This window comes from Lelliottia sp. 489, from assembly GCF_050435885.1.
Lineage (GTDB): Bacteria > Pseudomonadota > Gammaproteobacteria > Enterobacterales > Enterobacteriaceae > Enterobacter > Enterobacter nimipressuralis.
Window position 1 is genome coordinate 340,729 of record NZ_JBNDLC010000002.1, and the last position, 17,527, is coordinate 358,255.

A 17,527-nucleotide genomic window follows, 5' to 3' on the forward strand; every position below is an offset into this window, starting at 1 on the left:
CCCATTGTGTTGTTAACGTTTTTGTATGTAGGTAATCGCCAGTGCCACTGCCAGCACCAGCCCTTTTATAATGTCCATGGCGTAATACGGAACCGAGAGCATCACCAGCCCGTTCGACAGCACGCCTAAAATCACCGCCCCCACCAGAGTTCCCAGTGCGTTGGGTTTACCGGAACCCGCCAGCGAGAAGCCAATCCACGCCGCGGCTACCGCATCCATCAGATAACCGCCGCCCGCATTGACCTGCGAAGATCCAATGCGTGACGCCAGCAAAATGCCGCCTAACCCGGCCAGCAGAGAGGCAATCACATACGCCGCCACTTTGTAGCGCGTGGTGCGAATTCCAGACAGACGCGCCGCTTCCGGGTTTCCGCCGATGGCGTACATGCGTCGTCCGTGGGTGGTCAGGGAGAGGCCCAGCTGCGCCAGTACCGTCACTACCAGCATGATGATCACAATGGTCGGCACCTGGCCGAGCAGCCCGAACGCCGCTGGAATGGTCCCTTCAGCCATGTCGCCGCTCGGCAGTACCATGTTTTCGGTAATCGATCCGCCGTAGCTGTAGGTCATCGCCACGCCCTGAATCACAAACAGACTGGCGAGGGTCGCCAGCATGTCCGGAATCCGGAGGATGACAATCAGGAAGGCGTTAAACAGCCCGACCAGCGTACAGAGCGCCAGGGTGATCAGAATCGACTCGGTGGTGCCGTAGCCGTGCCAGACGAAGAGTGAAATCACCAGCGCATTGGCCAGCGACGCCGTCGAGCCTACAGAGAGATCAAACCCGCCGACGGTCAGGGAGATCGACACCCCGATGGCAATCACAGTCACAATGGCGATGGAGCGTAAGATATTGATGATGTTAAAAGGATCGAGGAAGTTGTCCGATGCGATGCCAAAAATCGCCACCAGCGCGACAACGGTCAGCAACATGCCCCATTTGTAGAGAAAATCGAAAAACTGCTGACGGCCCGACGCCGTCGCATTCACTGAAAGGGCCTTGCTCACGACGCCGTACCTCCGGTTGAATAATAAAGTAATGTCTCTTCGCGGGCCTGTGCCCCGGCGACTTCCGCCACGATGCGCCCGTCCCACAGCACGCAGATGCGATCGCACAATCCCACCAGCTCGGCGAATTCGCCAGAGGCATAAATCACCCCTTTGCCTTCGCGCGCCAGGCCATCAATCAGCTGGAACAGATCGGTTTTGGCCTTCACGTCCACGCCTTTGGTCGGCTCGTCAAAAATCAGTACGCTGGCGTTGCCGCGCAGCCATTTGCCAATCGCCACTTTCTGCTGATTGCCGCCTGACAGACGACGTAAAACCTGCCCCGGCCCCCGTGCACGAATACCGACGCGGGCGATCACCTCCTCAGCCCAGCGCCACGCCTGACGATGTCCAAACAGGCTCCAGCGCGAAAAGCTGTGATCTGCGCTAACGGCCAGATTCATGCTCACCGGCTCGTCAATAAAAATGCCCTCTTTGCGCCGCTCTTCCGGCACCAGCGCCAGCCCGCGCAGCACAGAATCCGCCGGATCGCGCGGCTGCCACGGCTGATGGTTCAGCTCTGCGCGATCGACGCGGCTTTTCGAGGCGCCAAACAGCGCTTTGCACAGCTCGGTTTTTCCCGCCCCGGCAAGCCCGGCAATGCCAAGAATTTCGCCCTTGCGCAGGTGCAGGGAGATATCTTTCAACAGCGCTTCGTCGTGCAGCCCTTCCACGCGCAGCAAGGTTTCATCACTGTGCGGCGGTCGCGCAGGCGGATAGATGTCGCTCAGTTCATGACCGAGCATCTTCTCGACGATATCTTCGCCGGACAGTAAAGCCATCGGCCCGGACTCAATCAGCTTCCCGTCGCGCAGCACGGTTAGGGTGTCGCAAATGGCTTTCAGCTCATGAATGCGATGGGAGATAAACACCACGCCGATCCCCTGCTGTTGCAGGCGTCGGACCACCGCGAACAGGCGCTCGCTTTCGTGCGTGTCCAGCGGTGCGGTCGGCTCATCCAGAATCAGAAAACGGCAGTGATGCGACAATGCCCGCGCCAGCAGAATTTGCTGCTTTTCGGCGAGGGTGCAGCTATCGATGGAACGACGGACATTAAGGGAGATATCCAGCTGCGCCAGGGCCTGCTGCGCCTGCTCGCGAATCGCGCGCCAGCGGTAGCGATGGCCCGGCTGCGCCAGATTATCGAGCATAATGTTTTCGGCGATACTGAGGCCCGGGATCAGCGCCACGTCCACCTCCTGCTGCACCAGGTGAATGCCCAGCCGTTTGGCGTCCAGCGGTTCACGAATGGCCACCGGCTGATTGTTAATGCTGATTTCGCCCTCGTAGTGGTCATGCGTGCCGCAGAGCACCGCCATCAGCGTCGATTTTCCCGCCCCGTTGGCCCCCGTCAGCGCATGGACAGAACCGCCCGTCAGGGTGAAATCCACGCGCGACAGCGCCTGAAAGCCGGAAAAGGCCAGGCTGATACCGCGCATCTCAAGGCGACTGGAACCCATCCGCTGTCATTCCTTCTTATTTAATATTTTGATTTATGGAATTTTTCACAGCTCGGGTTGACTGGCAATGATAGAAAAGGCATAAGATAAAGCTAAATATTATTAGCCATCCGGATGTCCAGACATAACATCGGGTTAGCGCTTCGCAAAAAGGACACCCTCATGAGTCACACTGATATTCGCGTCGTACCCGGCCCGGCAAACTACTTCTCCCACAACGGCAGCCTTGCGCGCCTGAGCGATTTCTTCACCCCGGAACAGCTGTCCCGCGCGGTGTGGATTTACGGTGAACGCGCCATCGAAGGTGCCCGCCCGTTCCTGCCTGACAGCTTCCACGCCGCAGGCGCGAAGCATCTGCTGTTTAAGGGCCACTGCAGCGAGCGGGATGTCACCCATCTGGTGAATGACGCGTGCGATGATGTCAGCGTGGTGATCGGCGTGGGCGGCGGCGCAGTGATGGACACGGTCAAAGCCGTGGCGCGTCGTCTGGGTGCGCCGTTCGTCGGCATTCCGACTATCGCCGCCACTTGCGCGGCCTGGACGCCGCTGTCCGTGTGGTACAACGACGCCGGTCAGGCGCTTCAGTTTGAGATATTCGATGACGCCAACTTCCTGGTGCTGGTCGAGCCACAGATTATCCTCAACGCCCCGGCGGAATACCTGCTGGCGGGTATCGGCGACACGCTGGCGAAATGGTACGAAGCGGTGGTGCTGGCACCAAAACCGGAAGCGCTGCCTCTGACGGTGCGGCTTGGCATTAACGGCGCGCTGGCGATCCGCGACGTGCTGCTGGAGAGCAGCGAGCAGGCGCTGGCCGATCAGGCGCGCGGCGAACAGACCCAGGCGTTTCGCGATGTGGTCGACGCCATTATCGCCGGTGGCGGGATGGTTGGCGGGCTGGGCGAGCGCTATACCCGCGTGGCGGCAGCTCATGCGGTGCATAACGGTTTAACGGTTCTGCCGCAGACCGAAAAATTCCTCCACGGCACCAAAGTGGCCTACGGCATTCTGGTGCAGAGCGCCCTGCTCGGTCAGGACGATGTTCTCGCGCAGTTAATTGCGTCGTATCAGCGTTTTCATCTGCCAACGACCCTTCGCGAACTGGAGGTGGATATTAACAACCGCGCTGAACTGGATAAGGTGATCGCCCATACGCTGCGCCCGGTAGAGTCGATTCACTCTCTGCCGGTGACGCTTACGCCCGAGTCGCTTTACGCCGCATTGGTGAAGGTGGAAAACCTCAGCCGCTAATCGCTTCGACCGTCTATACCTAATGATGATTCTCACCACTCTCGCAACGAGGTCATCATGCAGATCGATTTAACGGGTAAGAAGGCGCTGGTTACTGGCGCCAGTCGTGGTTTGGGCCGTGCCATCGCGCTATCCCTGGCTCAGGCCGGGGCCGACGTGGTTATTACGTATGAAAAATCCGCCGATAAAGCCCAGGCCGTCGCCGCAGAGATAGCGGCGCTGGGGCGCAACAGCGAAGCCATTCAGGCAGACAGCGCCAGCGCAGAGGCCATTCAGGATGCCGTTACGCAGGCGGCACGCACGCTCGGTGGGCTGGATATTCTGGTCAATAACGCCGGGATTGCGCGCGGCGGTCCGCTGGAGTCCATGACGCTTGCGGACATTGATGCCCTTATCAACGTCAACATTCGCGGCGTGGTGATCGCTACCCAGGCCGCGCTGGTCCATCTGTCTGATGGCGGGCGCATCATCAATATCGGCAGTTGTCTCGCCAACCGCGTCGCCCAGCCGGGCATAGCAGTCTATTCCATGACGAAATCGGCGCTTAACTCCCTGACCCGAGGTCTGGCCCGCGATCTGGGACCGCGCGGCATCACCGTCAATCTGGTCCATCCCGGCCCTACCAACAGCGACATGAACCCGGAAGATGGCGAGCAGGCCGACTCCCAGCGCCAGCTGATCGCCATCGGTCATTACGGCCAGCCGGAAGATATCGCGGCGGCGGTCACCTTCCTGGCAAGCCCGGCGGCAGGGCAAATCTCCGGCACCGGTCTGGATGTGGATGGCGGCCTCAATGCCTGAGACTTTTTTGCCGCCCTGATTCCAGGTTTTTTGCACGCCTCTGTCGCCTGACAGAGGCGCTTGCGAGGGGTCTCGCAGCCTTCTATTTTGCCTCTTTCACCAGCAAATTCTGTGCCTTACAGTGCCCAAAAGAAATTCGGAAATTGTCTAATAGTCTTATTATTTCCTTATAAAAACTGTGGGTGTAAAGTGCGTAGATTCAAATCGATTTGTTGGTCAAAAAACGCAAAACCTCAACCACTTATCTGCATGAGGAGATTGTGCCATATGGCTGTTCAGCTAATTCAGGATGATGAAGGAACAACGCAGTTTGCGGTGATCCCCTGGCATGAATATTCGCGCATGTGTTTACAGCTGTCGGAAAACGATGACGAGAGGGATAGCGATCTGGAAGATATCGAGTGTGAGCACGATACCGATGATGATGTCGAGCTACCGGGTGATGTCTGCGACGTGATGCATAAAGAAAATGTCAGTCTGCAGGCTGCATGGCGTATTTTGCGCGGCTTATCTCAACAGGACGTTGCCGACAAACTGGGCATCAGTCAGTCTGCCGTTTCACAGCTCGAGGCGCTCGACTCACGCCCGCAAAAGCGCACGCGTGAAAAACTTGCGGCCATTTATGGCTGCACGCAGGAGCAGATCAGTCTGTATCACCCGAAAGAGGGTTAACAGCACTTCGCCCCACCTTTGCTGCCGTAACGGGCGTCCTGACGATCGCGGAAAAATTCCTCGTAGGTCATTGGCGTCTGGTCCGGATGCGTAACCCGCATATGCTCGACATAATTGTCATAGTCCGGCACGCCGATCATCATTTTGGCCGCCTGGCCGAGGTATTTCCCTGCTTTGGATAAGGTATCGAACATGATTCGGTTCCCGGAGTGGTGAAAATAGCAGGCCGGGTGAGCGCAAGCCCCACCCGGCATGATGATTAATGTGCCCCTTTTGCCTGAACCACAATCTCATCCAGATTTTCTGGCATCGGCTCGTATGGCGTCTCTTTCGCGGTCGGCTTGTCTTCTTTCAGTGCCGCCAGCGCGGTCTTCAGAGAGTACAACGCCAGCACCACAACCACCACCATAAAGAAGATTGTCAGCCCAGCATCCAGACGGTTGTTAAACACCAGCTGTGACAGTTGCGACTCCGTATACTGCGCCGGGATCTTGCCGCTGTCGATCATCGCCTGGAATTTATTGGCGATCGCGAGGAAACCGACTTTGTTGTCCGGGCTAAACGCTTTCTGCCAGCCTGCGGTGAGCGTGCAGATCAGCAGCCACGCCGTTGGCAGCAGCGCCACCCACGCGTAACGCTGACGCTTCATTTTGAACAGCACCACCGCGCAGAGCATCAGCGCCATGCCTGCCAGCATCTGGTTAGCGATACCGAACAGCGGCCACAGGGTATTGATCCCGCCGAGCGGATCGACGACCCCCTGATGGAGGAAGTAACCCCACGCCAGCACGCACAGCGCCGTTGCCAGCAGGTTGGCGGGTAGCGAATCCGTGCGTTTGAGGTTCGGCGAAATCACCCCCAGCAGATCCTGCAGCATAAAGCGCGCCGCGCGCGTCCCGGCATCCACCGCCGTCAGAATAAACAGCGCCTCGAACAGAATGGCGAAGTGATACCAGAACGACACATCCATCAGCCCGCCGAGCGCGCCGTGCAGAATATAGGCCATCCCCACCGCCAGCGTCGGCGCACCACCTGCACGGGAGATAATCGACTGTTCCCCCACTTCGTTAGCGATATGGGTCAGGGTTTCCGGCGTAATCGCAAAGCCCCAGCCGCTCACCACCTGCGCCGCAGAAGCTACCACGTCAACGGTTCCGGCCGGCGCCAGCACCGCCATCGGGCTGTTCATCGCAAAGTACACGCCCGGATCGATAATGCAGGCAGAGACCAGCGCCATAATCGCGACGAAGGACTCCATCAGCATACCGCCGTAGCCAATCAGGCAGGCCTGATTTTCATTGGCCAGCATCTTCGGCGTGGTACCTGATGCGATCAAGGCATGGAAGCCGGAGACGGCACCACAGGCGATGGTGATGAACAAGAACGGGAACAGGTTACCGGTCCAGACCGGGCCGGTGCCGTCGATAAATTTGGTCAGCGCCGGCATCGTCAGGGTCGGGCGCATGATCAGAATCCCGATCGCCAGCCCCACGATCGTACCGATTTTGAGGAAGGTGGAGAGGTAATCGCGCGGTGCCAGCAGCAGCCAGACCGGCAGAACCGCCGCCACAAAACCGTAACCCACCAGCATCCAGGTCAGCTGCACGCCAGTAAAGTCAAAGTACGGTGCCCAGGTCGGGCTTTCCGCTACCCAGCCGCCGGAGATAATCGCGAAGACCAGGAAGAACAGACCAATCACCGACACTTCACCAATGCGCCCAGGGCGGATATAGCGAATGTAGATCCCCATGAAAATCGCCAGCGGGATGGTAAAGGCCACGGTGTACGTTCCCCACGGGCTGTGGGTCAGGGCTTTCACCACAATCATCGCCAGCACCGCCAGAATGATCACCATGATCATAAAGGTGGCGATCAGGGCGATCACTCCGGCCGTTGCGCCCATCTCCTCTTTCACCAGCTCACCGAGCGAGCGCCCGTCGCGGCGGGTCGAGACGAACAGCACCATAAAATCCTGCACCGCACCGGCCAGCACCACGCCCGCGAGGATCCAGATCATCCCAGGGAGATAGCCCATCTGCGCCGCCAGCACCGGCCCGACGAGCGGCCCCGCCCCGGCAATCGCCGCAAAATGGTGGCCGAACAGCACTTTTTTATCCGTCGGTACGTAGTCCAGCCCGTCATTATGACGAACCGCAGGTGTCATGCGCGTGCCATCTACCGCCAACACTTTGTCAGCAATAAAGCGCCCGTAAAAACGATACGCGATCAGATAAATGCAGACGGAAGCGACGACAATCCATAGCGCATTGATCTGTTCACCACGGTTGAGGGCGATATAGCCCAGAGCAAATGCGCCCACAACGGAGAGCACTGCCCAGATGAGGTATTTCCCTGAGTTGTTCATAGTTGTTGTCCGTTAGCGTGAAACAGTGAGATGTTACATTTTTTTTCTAGATCACTGCTTAAAATTTAACAACTCTGAAACGCAATAATGTGTGGTCAAACCAGATATTTACGCCACAGTGTTAAGCGGATCACTTTCGTGCCTTCCGCGTGCGATTTCCTCTCTCCTCCCCCGTCACATTTTTGGTTTTTTCCTGGCAAAGCCCCCTGTCGAAATGATTTGAATCATCTTATCTGAGCAAATAATCAACAAAATACCCTTGTGTATTCGCACGTTAACAAGGAAAAGGATATGAAAAGTTCAATACCTCAGGACTATAAGGTAGGGCCCGGCGCCTATTTTGCGCTGGCTTTCGCCGCCGTTTTCTTCTCCGGCCTGTTAGGGGGAAAAGAGTGGTACGGCGTGTTTGATTTCACCACGCTCAACGGGGCATTCGGCAAAGTGGTCAGTAAAGCCAGCCTCGAAGACGGTACCCTGACCACGGCGACCAGCGCCTTTCGCGGTACCGGCGGCAGCGGCGCGATGGACGGGTTTCTGTTTGCGCTGGGGCTGATTCCGGCGGTGATGTTCGCACTCGGCATGATCAACGTGCTGGAACATTACGGCGCGCTGCGGGCGGCGCGTAAACTGCTGACGCCTCTGCTGCGCCCGCTGATTGGCATTCCGGGCACCACCGGGCTGGCGCTGATCGGCAGCCTGCAAAGCACCGATGTCGGCGCGTCGCTCACCCGTAATCTTGCCGATGAAGGGCAAATCAGCGAAAACGAGAAAGACGTCTTTGCAATGTTCCAGTTCTCGGCCGGGGCGATGATCACCAACTTCTTCTCCTCCGGCGCCATTTTATTCACCCTGATCGCGATAGACGGCACCGCCGCCGTCCCGACCTCCATCGGCACCTGTGTCGCCGTGATGTTCATCATGAAAATCGTCGGCGCCAACATCCTGCGCCTGATCCTCTTACTCACCGGTAACAAAGCCGCCGTGGCCCAACAGGCAGAAGGAGAAGCCTCATGAGTGCACCGCAATCCAATCCCGTCATTACCGATGTTTTTGTTGAGGGCGCGCGTAAAGGCTGGAGCATCGCCACCAGCAGCACCCTGCCGAACGTGGTGATGGCTTTTATCATCATTAAAGCGCTGGAGATCACCGGCGCACTCAAAGGGCTGGGGATGATTTTCGCCCCGCTGATGGGGCTGTTCGGCCTGCCGGGTGAAGCGGCCGCAGTGCTGATTGGCGGCTGGATGTCGATGGGCGGCGGTATTGGCGTCGCTATCGGCTTGTTTGATAAAGGCATTCTGAGCGGCGAACATTTGGCGATCCTCGCCCCGGCCATCTATCTGATGGGTTCTCAGGTCCAGTATCTGGGCCGCATTCTTGGCGTGATCGGAACCCGCGCCAAACGTATTCCTCTGATGATTGCCATTTCGGTCATCAACGCCTTCTTAGCCATGCTGCTGATGCGCATTATTCTCTGAACAGGATGGAACCATGAATCTTGACCATTACATCAACGAACTGAAAACCCTGGTGAACGTAGACTGCGGGACCCAGACTCTGGCAGGCGTTGCCACCGTTGCCGGCATTATGGAATCACTGTGGCAGCAGGAGGGCTGGCACACCGAGCGGGTGAATCTAGGCGAGCAGGTCGGTCCTGGCGTGCTGGTCTGCAACAAACCCGACGCAGAAAAGCTGGATGTCCTGCTGGTGGGCCATCTGGATACGGTCTTTGCGCCGGGTACCGTCGCGGAGCGCCCGATGAGCGAGGATGGTACTCGTCTGTACGGGCCGGGCGTCTCGGACATGAAAAGCGGGTTACTCAATATTCTGTGGGCGATGCGCGAACTGGATGCCGCCGACAAAGCGCGCCTTTCTATTGCCGTGGCGATGAATCCGGACGAAGAGACCGGCTCAGTTTACTCTCACGAATGGATCGGCGGACTGGCGAAACGCGCCCGCTGCGTGCTGGTGTGCGAAGCCGCCCGCGCCGACGGTTCACTGGTGAAAGCCCGTAAAGGGATGGCCGGATATCATCTGACGTTTAGCGGCGTGGCGGCGCACGCGGGGAACGACCCGGAGAAAGGCCGTTCGGCGATCACCGCCCTCGCTAACAGCGTTATTGCCATCAATGCCCTGGCAGACTGGGATCGCGGCACCACCCTCAACGTCGGGGTGATCAACGGCGGAAGCGCGGCAAACGTGGTGGCGGATAGCGCCGTCGCGGAGCTTGATGTGCGTTTCTGGGAAAATGACGAAGACACCCGTGTGCATCGTGCGCTCACCGCCCTGTGCGAAAACGGTTTTTTGAAGGGAGTGACGACCACGCTTACCCGCGTTAATCACAAGCCTGCAATGGCGGCCAGCGAAGCGACTCAGGCGCTGATGCGGCAGGTGGAAAAGGCTGGCAAAGAGGAAGGTATCGATATCACCTGGCAGGCCGTGGGCGGAGGCAGCGATGCCAACCATACGGCAGCGCTCGGCATTCCGACTCTCGACGGCTTCGGGCCGATCGGTGCCGGTTTCCATAGCCCTGCCGAGTGGCTGGATAAAGCCTCGATTGAGCCACGCATTCGCCTGTTAAAGCGGGTGATTTCAATGCTGTAAGACGAAGATTGCCCGGTGGCTGTACGCTTACCGGGCAATCCCACGCAACCAAATTACCCGAGCACCATCGTACTTAACCGGCAGGTACAGCAGCGCCGCCCCTGCTCGTCAAAGATCGCGATCTCCCAGCTTTGGTTCTGACGCCCCAGGTGCAGCGGCTGACACACACCGCGCACTTTGCCCTGTGACACAGCGCGATGATGGGTGGCATTCAACTCCGTACCCACCACGTTTTGCCCGTCGCGGGTCATCAGAAAACCGGCCATTGAACCGAGCGTCTCCGCCAGCGCCGCCGAAGCCCCGCCGTGCAGCAGACCAAACGGCTGATGCGTTCGCGCATCGACCGGCATTTCCGCTTCCAGCGTGTCGTCACCGATACGCGTGTAAACCATCCCGAGGTGCGCCACCATGGTGTTGTGACTGGTGGCGTTCAGCTCTTCGAGGGACAAATGACGTTTCCAGATCATTTACGCCCCCAGCGTTGAGCCGCCATCCACCACGATATCCTGCAGCGTGATGTGGCTGGCCAGATCCGAGGCGAGGAACAGAATGGTGTTGGCAATTTCATGAGGACGCGCGATTTTACCCAGCGGAATGCCAAGCTTAAACTGCTCGCCAAATCCACGAATGCGCTGCTGCTCGGCGTCGTCGCTCACCCACAATGTGCGTTGCATGTCCGTATCCGTCGAGCCAGGCGAGACAATATTGCAGCGCACGCCGCTGCTTGCCAGCTCCAGCCCGACCGTCAGGGCCAGGCTTTTCAGCGCCGCTTTCGACGCGCCATATGCGCTCATGCCGATGCGCGGCGTATGCGCAGCGTCAGAGGCGACCGTCACAATCGTCCCGCCCTGCTGACGGCGGAACTGGCCCATCGTCTGCTGGAACAAATTGAACGCCCCACCGACGTTAACCGCAAAAGTCTGCTGCCAGTCGTCCTGCGAGAGCTGATCCGTCGCCCCCATGCGCAAAATCCCTGCCGCGTTAACCAGCACGTCGAGGCGATCGATGGTCGCCAGCACGCGCCCGCAAACCTCGTTCACCTCGGTAGCATCCGCCACGTTCAGCACTTCAGTGGTAAACGGGTAATCCTGCTCGGGAAAAGCGAGATCAAAGCCCGTCACCCGTGCCCCCGCGTCCACAAAGGCCCGCGCCGTGGCGTACCCGATGCCCTTTCCGGCCCCCGTCACCCAGACGGTTTTGCCGGTAAAATCGAATCCGGCCATCACTTCACCTCGCGGGAAAGCAGTGCCCACCAGGCATCAATGGTCGGGTTTTTCGCCAGCATCACGAAGTCGATATCGCCATGCACTTTGCGCCAGCGGGCTGCGAGAGCCATCATGCGCACGGAGTCCAGACCGTAATCGATCAGGTTCTCGTCATCCATCGGCTCGTCGGATTCATCCAGCAGCGGCAGCACGACGGCACGCAGGGCCGCTTTGCTTGCCGGCACGGACGGCAGCAGTTCGTCAGTCATCACCACGCGACCGGTTCGGCCCGCCACGTATTTGAGGGACATCAGGTGCTCTTCGCGGCTGAAATCGGCCAGTGCGTCAGCGATAAAGAACGGTTTGATATCACGCATGAAAGCATCGGTCGCGGTCGTCATACAGCCGATGTGCGCGTAGACACCGGTGATCAGCAGCTGATTGCGGCCCGTCTCTTTCAGCATCTGTTCCAGCGGCGAGCGGTGGAACGCGCTGTAGCGCCATTTCACCAGCACCGTATCGGCTTCGTCCGGGGTTAGCGCCGCGACAATGCGCTGCTGCTCCGGTGAACGGGTCAGGCCCGGTCCCCACATGTCGTTCAGCAGGGCGCGATCTTCATCGCTCTGCTCTTTCGGCTGCGCGGTGTAGTAGACCGGAATGTTGTGCTTTTTGCAGTAATCGCGCAGTTGGGCGATGTTCGCCACCACTTGCTCCATCATCGGGCAGTTATCGCCCCAGAAGTTGAGGAAATATTCCTGCATATCGTGGATCAGCAGCGCCGCACGCTCCGGCTCAAACGCCCAGCTCACTTTGTTGTCTGGCAGATCGGCCGCCGTTGGCAGCGCATAACCGGTTAATTTTGGAATTGCCATTTTTAACTCCTCAGCCCTGGGCGCGTTCGGCCAGCCACAGGCGCAATTGTTTCTTGTCCACTTTTCCTACCGGCGTCAGCGGCAGCGCATCCACGCTCTCGACACGATCCGGCAGCTTAAAATCCGCCACGCCCTGCTCACGCAGGAAACGCCGCACCTCCACCGCCCGCAGCGGGGTTTTCACCACCAGATACGCACAGCTTTTTTCGCCGAGCAGGCTGTCTTCCATGCTGACGAGCGCCGCATGAATGACCGCGTCGTGGCGCAGAAGCAGGTTTTCGATCTCTTCGGCGGCAATCTTCTCGCCCCCGCGGTTGATCTGATCTTTTTCGCGCCCCTGAACGGTGATGTAACCCTGTTCATCGATGGCGATCAGATCGCCGGAGCAGTAAAAACCGTCGGCGTCAAAGGCGCTGGCGTTATGCTCCGGGCTGTTGAAATAGCCACGGAACGTGTACGGCCCGCGCGTCATCAGACGTCCCACTTCGCCGCGTGGCAGAGGATTGCCCTGTTCATCGGCCACCCACACTTCATCGTCCGGACACATCGGACGGCCCTGGGTGTTCATGATTTTTTCCGGGGAATCGTCGAGCGCCGTGTAGTTCACCAGCCCTTCCGCCATGCCAAACACCTGCTGCAGCTGGCAGCCAATCTCCGCCGGAATACGTGCGGCAAGGGTCGCAGACAAACGCGCCCCGCCCACCTGCAGCAGCGCCAGCGAGGCGAGCTGTGCATTGCCCGCCCCTTCGGCAATCGCCTGCAGCCACAGGCTGACCGCCGGAGGCACCAGCGAGGTGACGTTAATCTGATGTTTTTCGATCAGCGGGAAGCAGAGCGTGGCGCTCGGATCGTTGGCCAGCACCACGCAGCCACCCGCGAGGAACACGCCAAGGGAACCAGGGGAACTCATGGCGTAGTTATGCGCGGCAGGCAGCGCGTTCAGATAGCGCGTCTGGCTGTTGATGGCGCAAATCTCGTTGCTGCGACGAATGCTGTAGTAGTAATCGTTGTGCGTGCGCGGGATGAGCTTCGGCGTGCCGGTACTGCCGCCGGAGAGCTGGAAAAAGGCCACTTCGTCGGCCGGAGTTGGGCTGGCGATAAAGTTATCGGCCGGGCGCGCAATCGCGGCTTCCAGCGCATGTTCGCCCGTATCGCCGCGCAGCAACACCACGCGCACGGAGCGGTGCTGGTCGAGAAAGGTATTCAGGAATTCATCGCCCGCGAACAGCGCGTGCTGGCGATCGGCAATCAGCAGCACCGGTTCAATCTGCGCGGCGTAGGCGTTCAGTTCGCTGCGCTGATGGCTGAACAGGGCATTTACGGGCGCAACGCCCACCTGCAGCAGCGCGAAGAAGGTCACGTAAAACTCGGCGACATTGCCGAGCTGCACCAGCGCCGTTTCACCGCGTTTCACGCCCTGCGCCTGCAACGCGGAGGCAAGATTGTTCACGGCCTGATGGAACTGTCGATAAGTGTACTGACGCTCGCCGTCAATAATCGCCGTCGCCTCGCTCCCGGCGTGGCGGGTCAAAATATCGGTCAGAGGCAGATCCTGCCAGTAGCCTTTTTCGCGGTAGCGCCGGGCAAAGTCTTCGGGCCAGCGGGTAAAGGGAATGCTCATGATGGTTCCTCAGTGCAGACCAAAAACGTTCAGCATGGTGGAGAGTTTCACCCCGGTTTCGCGCCACTCACCGACCGGTGAAGAGGCCGGGACAATGCCCGCGCCCGCGAACAGGCGAACAGAATTCTGATGAATGCGCGCGCAGCGGATCGTCACCACCCACTCGCCGTTACCTTCGCTGTCGCACCAGCCGACGATGCCGCCAAACAGTTCGCGATCGAACGGCTCCAGCTCCGCGATCAGCTGTTTCGCCGCCTGATGCGGGAAACCGCTCAGGGCGGGCGTCGGGTGTAGCAGGCAGGCCAGCGTCAGGGCATTTTCGTTGTCGTGCGCTTCGCCCTCCACCGGCGTCGCCAGATGCCAGAGCGTCGGCGTCGTCACCAGCTGCGGCGAAGAGGGCATGGTCAGATGATGGCTGCGTTTTTCGAGCACGGTTTTCATCGCCTGCGTGACCAGGTCATGCTCGTGGCGATCTTTTTCTGAGGCCAGCAGCTTGTTTCCGGCTTCGCGATCCAGCATGTCGTCCGGCTGACGACGCGCGGAACCGGCCAGCGGCAGAGAGCTAAAATGCGCCCCCTCTTTGCGCAGCAGCAGCTCTGGGCTTGCGCCCAGCAGCACGCCGCCGTCTTCGAGCGGCACGTGGAAGTTAAAACTCGCCGGGTTCTGTGCGATCAGGCGCTCAAGCAGCGCCCCGCTGTCAATCTTCTGGTCAGCGGCGATATCAATCAGGCGCGACAGCACCACTTTATTGACCTGCGGCGTAGCGGTGAGCGCAGCGGCGCGGGCCACCATCTCTTCGAAAACGGGCTGAGGTGGGATTTCGGTGCGTCGGGTGACGGACAGCTCCTGCGCCCCTGGTAGATAGCGCGCGGATTTTTGTCGCGCCGGGCGGGAAAAGATCTGCCAGTTTTGCGGAATAAACAGTGACGACGGTTTGCGGGTATCGAACGGAATAGCGCCGACCATAATCGGATGGCTTATTCCGCTGTCTTTGGCATGCTGAAACGCCTGCGCCAGCTTTTGCTGGAAGGCACCTGCCGGATCGTCGCCGCCAACGGCGGATTCAGAAAAACGGGCAAAACAGCCTGACGTGGTAAAACTGCGATAAGGCGACATAAAGAAAAAGCTGTCTGATTGCAGCGTGGTCGCGGTGTGCTGAACTTCCTCAGCCAATGACGTATCCATATCATCCTCCTTAAAAATGATAAACGCAGTACGAATAATTATCATTTATATTTTCGATGGCTAACCTAATAGCAGAGCGCGACGGTGTCAACCGCCGACAGCGCATCTTGTGCGACTATCGCTTGCATCCCTTCGGCGCATTCATGAAAATGAGAAGCATTAACCTCAACAAAAACAGGATGCCGCTTTGTGAAACTCCCTGCCGTTTGTCGTCAAACCCTGCTTTTCGCAGGACTTTTTGTTTTAGGACTAACCTCAGCCACCGCCGCCGACTGGCCGCGTCAGGTGAGCGACAGCCACGGTACGCACACCCTCGAAAGCAAACCGACCCGCATTGTTTCCACCAGCGTGACCCTCACCGGCTCGCTGCTGGCGATTGACGCGCCGGTCATTGCCAGCGGTGCCACCACCCCTAACAACCGCGTGGCGGATGCGCAGGGCTTTATGCGCCAGTGGGGCGATATCGCCAAAGCACGCAAACTCTCTCGCCTCTATATCGGCGAACCGAGCGCAGAAGCCGTGGCCGCACAAATGCCGGATCTGATCCTGATCAGCGCCACCGGCGGCGATTCAGCCCTCGCACTGTACGATCAGCTTTCAGCTATCGCGCCGACACTGGTGATTAACTACGACGATAAAAGCTGGCAGGAGCTGCTGACGCAGCTCGGCACGATCACCGGGCAGGAAAAGCAGGCTGCCGCCCGCATCGCAGAATTCGACACGCAGCTGGCGCAGGTGAAACAGAAAATGAAGCTGCCGCCACAGCCGGTAAACGCCATCGTCTACACCGCCGCTGCGCACAGCGCGAACCTGTGGACAACCGAATCGGCGCAGGGCAAATTCCTGCAACAGCTCGGCTTCCAGCTGGCTGAACTGCCTGCCGGGCTACACACGTCCAAAAGCCAGGGCCAACGCCACGATATTATCCAGCTGGGCGGTGAAAACCTGGCGACGGGTCTGAACGGGCAAGGGTTGTTCTTGTTTGCGGGTGACCAGAAAGATGTGGATGCGATTTACGCTAACCCGCTGCTGGCCCATCTGCCGGCGGTGCAAAACAAACGCGTCTGGGCGCTCGGCACGGAGACCTTCCGCCTGGATTACTACAGTGCGATGCTGGTGTTGCAGCGTTTAGAGGTGTTATTCAAATAGCGAAGACGGTTGTGCCCGGTGGCGGTTACACCTGACCGGGCACTGCATTTTATACTTCTTCAATCACAACGGGTTCCTGACGGAACCGGCGTAACTCTGCCAGCGTCGTCAATAAAATCACCCCGACAATGGCCAACACAAAACCGCTGCTGCTCGCCGACGCAACCGGGGTCATAATCACCCCCAGCCCGCCTAAAATCGCCGCGCCAATTGCATCGCCCGTCACGTTCTGCGCGGTCCACAGGCCGTTGATCCGCCCGAGCATGCCTTCCGGCGTCTGGGTCTGAATCAGGGTGTATTGCAGCAAAGAACTCACCGCACTCAGCCAGCCAAACAGCGCCAGACACACCACGCCCAGCGCCCAGAATGGCATCAGGCTAAAGAAAGCAATGGCGATAAACGATGCCAGCGTCGCCGACAACATGATCAGTCCAGGCCGCGCGCTGTGTGCCAGATTGCCGCTGGTCAGGGCGCCAAACGCCGCACCGAGCGGGATCGCCGCGTACAGCAGGCCGATCTGCGAGGCGCTCATCTGCCACTCTATCGCCAGCGCCGGATAAAGCACGCGCACCGCGCTCGCCATCGTCAGCAGCCCGCCGAGGAGGGCGATCCCGCCAATCAGTGGATTGCTGAACAGAAAACGGATCGCCGCCATCAGTGATTTTAACGGGTGTTCGCGCGGCTGCGGCGGAGGGGGCAACAGCGGCAGACGCAGCAAGGTGAGCGTGGTAATAAAGGTCCCCGCCGCCGCCAGGCCGTAGTTCCAGGCAACATTCCCGGTCGCCAGCAGCAGGCCGCCGACCATCGGCGAAATCACCGAACCCAAGCGCACGGTGAGCATCGTGATCGCCCCGGCCTGCATCAGATTTTCACGCCCAACCAAGGCCGGTGTCGCCGCCAGCAGTGCCGTCACGCCCAGCGAGGCAAAGAATCCATCCCACAGCCCTAACGCGTAAATGGCGATAAGCGACGGCTCCGGCAGCAAGGCGTTCAGGCACAGCCCGACGAAGCCCACGCCGCAGGTGCCGCGCGCCAGCAGGATCAGTTTTTTACGCTCGTAGCGGTCCGCCAGCACGCCGCCGACCATCAGGCCGATAAACATTGCGCTGCCCGTCAATGTGACGGAAAGCCCGACCAGCCAGCTGGAGTGAGTCATGGCCTGGATCTGCACCGGAACGGCGACGCCAAGCAGGCCAAGGGATAAAATGGAGATAAAACGGGCGATAAACACGGCGCGAAACGCCGGATGCGTTTTCAGCAGGCTGAGGTTGAGCAGCCAGGATTTTTGATTCATGACA

17 protein-coding genes are annotated in these 17,527 nt (G+C 59.2%); 7 read left to right on the plus strand and 10 right to left on the minus strand.

What is annotated here, in order from left to right; translation table 11 throughout:
* Positions 1 to 12: 12 nt before the first annotated feature.
* Positions 13 to 1,008, minus strand: coding sequence for an ABC transporter permease (locus tag ABIE11_RS09665; protein WP_149044983.1), 996 nt, complete (start codon positions 1,006 to 1,008; stop codon positions 13 to 15).
* Complete coding sequence (locus tag ABIE11_RS09670; protein ID WP_429184390.1) at positions 1,005 to 2,507, minus strand: sugar ABC transporter ATP-binding protein; 1,503 nt, start codon at positions 2,505 to 2,507, stop codon at positions 1,005 to 1,007. The genes ABIE11_RS09665 and ABIE11_RS09670 overlap by 4 nt, the downstream gene beginning before the upstream one ends.
* A gap of 162 nt (positions 2,508 to 2,669) precedes the next feature.
* Here ABIE11_RS09670 and ABIE11_RS09675 point away from each other — a divergent pair, with 162 nt between their 5' ends.
* The 3 genes from ABIE11_RS09675 (at position 2,670) to ABIE11_RS09685 (ending at position 5,231) form a co-directional block, all read left to right on the plus strand.
* A complete protein-coding gene (locus ABIE11_RS09675) occupies positions 2,670 to 3,758 on the plus strand; it encodes an oxidoreductase (protein ID WP_429184391.1) in 1,089 nt (362 codons plus the stop codon).
* 57 nt (positions 3,759 to 3,815) lie between these two features.
* Positions 3,816 to 4,559 (plus strand): SDR family NAD(P)-dependent oxidoreductase, encoded by a 744-nt coding sequence (locus tag ABIE11_RS09680; protein ID WP_100777261.1) that lies wholly within the window; start codon positions 3,816 to 3,818, stop codon positions 4,557 to 4,559.
* A gap of 267 nt (positions 4,560 to 4,826) precedes the next feature.
* A complete protein-coding gene (locus tag ABIE11_RS09685) occupies positions 4,827 to 5,231 on the plus strand; it encodes a helix-turn-helix domain-containing protein (protein ID WP_429184392.1) in 405 nt (134 codons plus the stop codon).
* On the opposite strand, the gene ABIE11_RS09690 is transcribed toward ABIE11_RS09685, so the two are convergent.
* Together ABIE11_RS09690 and cstA are read right to left on the minus strand one after the other, a co-directional pair.
* Complete coding sequence (locus ABIE11_RS09690; RefSeq protein WP_100777263.1) at positions 5,228 to 5,425, minus strand: YbdD/YjiX family protein; 198 nt, start codon at positions 5,423 to 5,425, stop codon at positions 5,228 to 5,230. The genes ABIE11_RS09685 and ABIE11_RS09690 overlap by 4 nt on opposite strands.
* A gap of 65 nt (positions 5,426 to 5,490) precedes the next feature.
* Complete coding sequence (cstA, locus tag ABIE11_RS09695) at positions 5,491 to 7,596, minus strand: pyruvate/proton symporter CstA (protein WP_100777264.1); 2,106 nt, start codon at positions 7,594 to 7,596, stop codon at positions 5,491 to 5,493.
* Positions 7,597 to 7,887: 291 nt separating this feature from the next.
* On the opposite strand from cstA, the gene ABIE11_RS09700 reads away from it, so the two are divergent.
* The 3 genes from ABIE11_RS09700 to ABIE11_RS09710 are packed head-to-tail and all read left to right on the plus strand — an operon-like array spanning position 7,888 to position 10,197.
* Positions 7,888 to 8,610, plus strand: coding sequence for a nucleoside recognition domain-containing protein (locus ABIE11_RS09700; protein WP_100777265.1), 723 nt, complete (start codon positions 7,888 to 7,890; stop codon positions 8,608 to 8,610).
* Positions 8,607 to 9,071 (plus strand): YjiG family protein, encoded by a 465-nt coding sequence (locus ABIE11_RS09705; protein WP_100777266.1) that lies wholly within the window; start codon positions 8,607 to 8,609, stop codon positions 9,069 to 9,071. Before ABIE11_RS09700 ends, ABIE11_RS09705 begins: the two co-directional genes overlap by 4 nt.
* A gap of 13 nt (positions 9,072 to 9,084) precedes the next feature.
* Positions 9,085 to 10,197: a M20 family metallopeptidase gene (locus ABIE11_RS09710; protein WP_429184393.1), complete on the plus strand. Its 1,113-nt coding sequence runs from the start codon at positions 9,085 to 9,087 to the stop codon at positions 10,195 to 10,197.
* Positions 10,198 to 10,250: 53 nt separating this feature from the next.
* Here ABIE11_RS09710 and entH read toward each other — a convergent pair whose 3' ends face one another.
* From entH to entC, 5 genes are read right to left on the minus strand one after another with little or no spacing between them, the layout of a single operon-like run.
* The gene (entH, locus tag ABIE11_RS09715; protein WP_100777268.1) at positions 10,251 to 10,664 is read right to left on the minus strand and encodes a proofreading thioesterase EntH; all 414 of its coding nucleotides are present in this window, start codon (positions 10,662 to 10,664) and stop codon (positions 10,251 to 10,253) included.
* Positions 10,665 to 11,420, minus strand: a complete 756-nt coding sequence (gene entA, locus ABIE11_RS09720) for a 2,3-dihydro-2,3-dihydroxybenzoate dehydrogenase EntA (RefSeq protein ID WP_429184394.1) — start codon at positions 11,418 to 11,420, stop codon at positions 10,665 to 10,667.
* The gene (locus ABIE11_RS09725) at positions 11,420 to 12,274 is read right to left on the minus strand and encodes an isochorismatase (RefSeq protein ID WP_231276295.1); all 855 of its coding nucleotides are present in this window, start codon (positions 12,272 to 12,274) and stop codon (positions 11,420 to 11,422) included. Before ABIE11_RS09725 ends, entA begins: the two co-directional genes overlap by 1 nt.
* Before the next feature lie 10 nt (positions 12,275 to 12,284).
* Positions 12,285 to 13,895, minus strand: a complete 1,611-nt coding sequence (gene entE / locus ABIE11_RS09730; protein WP_429184395.1) for a (2,3-dihydroxybenzoyl)adenylate synthase EntE — start codon at positions 13,893 to 13,895, stop codon at positions 12,285 to 12,287.
* 9 nt (positions 13,896 to 13,904) lie between these two features.
* The gene (gene entC / locus ABIE11_RS09735) at positions 13,905 to 15,080 is read right to left on the minus strand and encodes an isochorismate synthase EntC (protein ID WP_429184396.1); all 1,176 of its coding nucleotides are present in this window, start codon (positions 15,078 to 15,080) and stop codon (positions 13,905 to 13,907) included.
* A 189-nt stretch (positions 15,081 to 15,269) separates the two neighbouring features.
* On the opposite strand from entC, the gene fepB reads away from it, so the two are divergent.
* Complete coding sequence (gene fepB, locus ABIE11_RS09740) at positions 15,270 to 16,229, plus strand: Fe2+-enterobactin ABC transporter substrate-binding protein (protein ID WP_429184397.1); 960 nt, start codon at positions 15,270 to 15,272, stop codon at positions 16,227 to 16,229.
* Between the two features lie 49 nt (positions 16,230 to 16,278).
* On the opposite strand, the gene entS is transcribed toward fepB, so the two are convergent.
* A complete protein-coding gene (gene entS / locus ABIE11_RS09745; RefSeq protein ID WP_429184398.1) occupies positions 16,279 to 17,523 on the minus strand; it encodes an enterobactin transporter EntS in 1,245 nt (414 codons plus the stop codon).
* Positions 17,524 to 17,527: the final 4 nt, after the last annotated feature.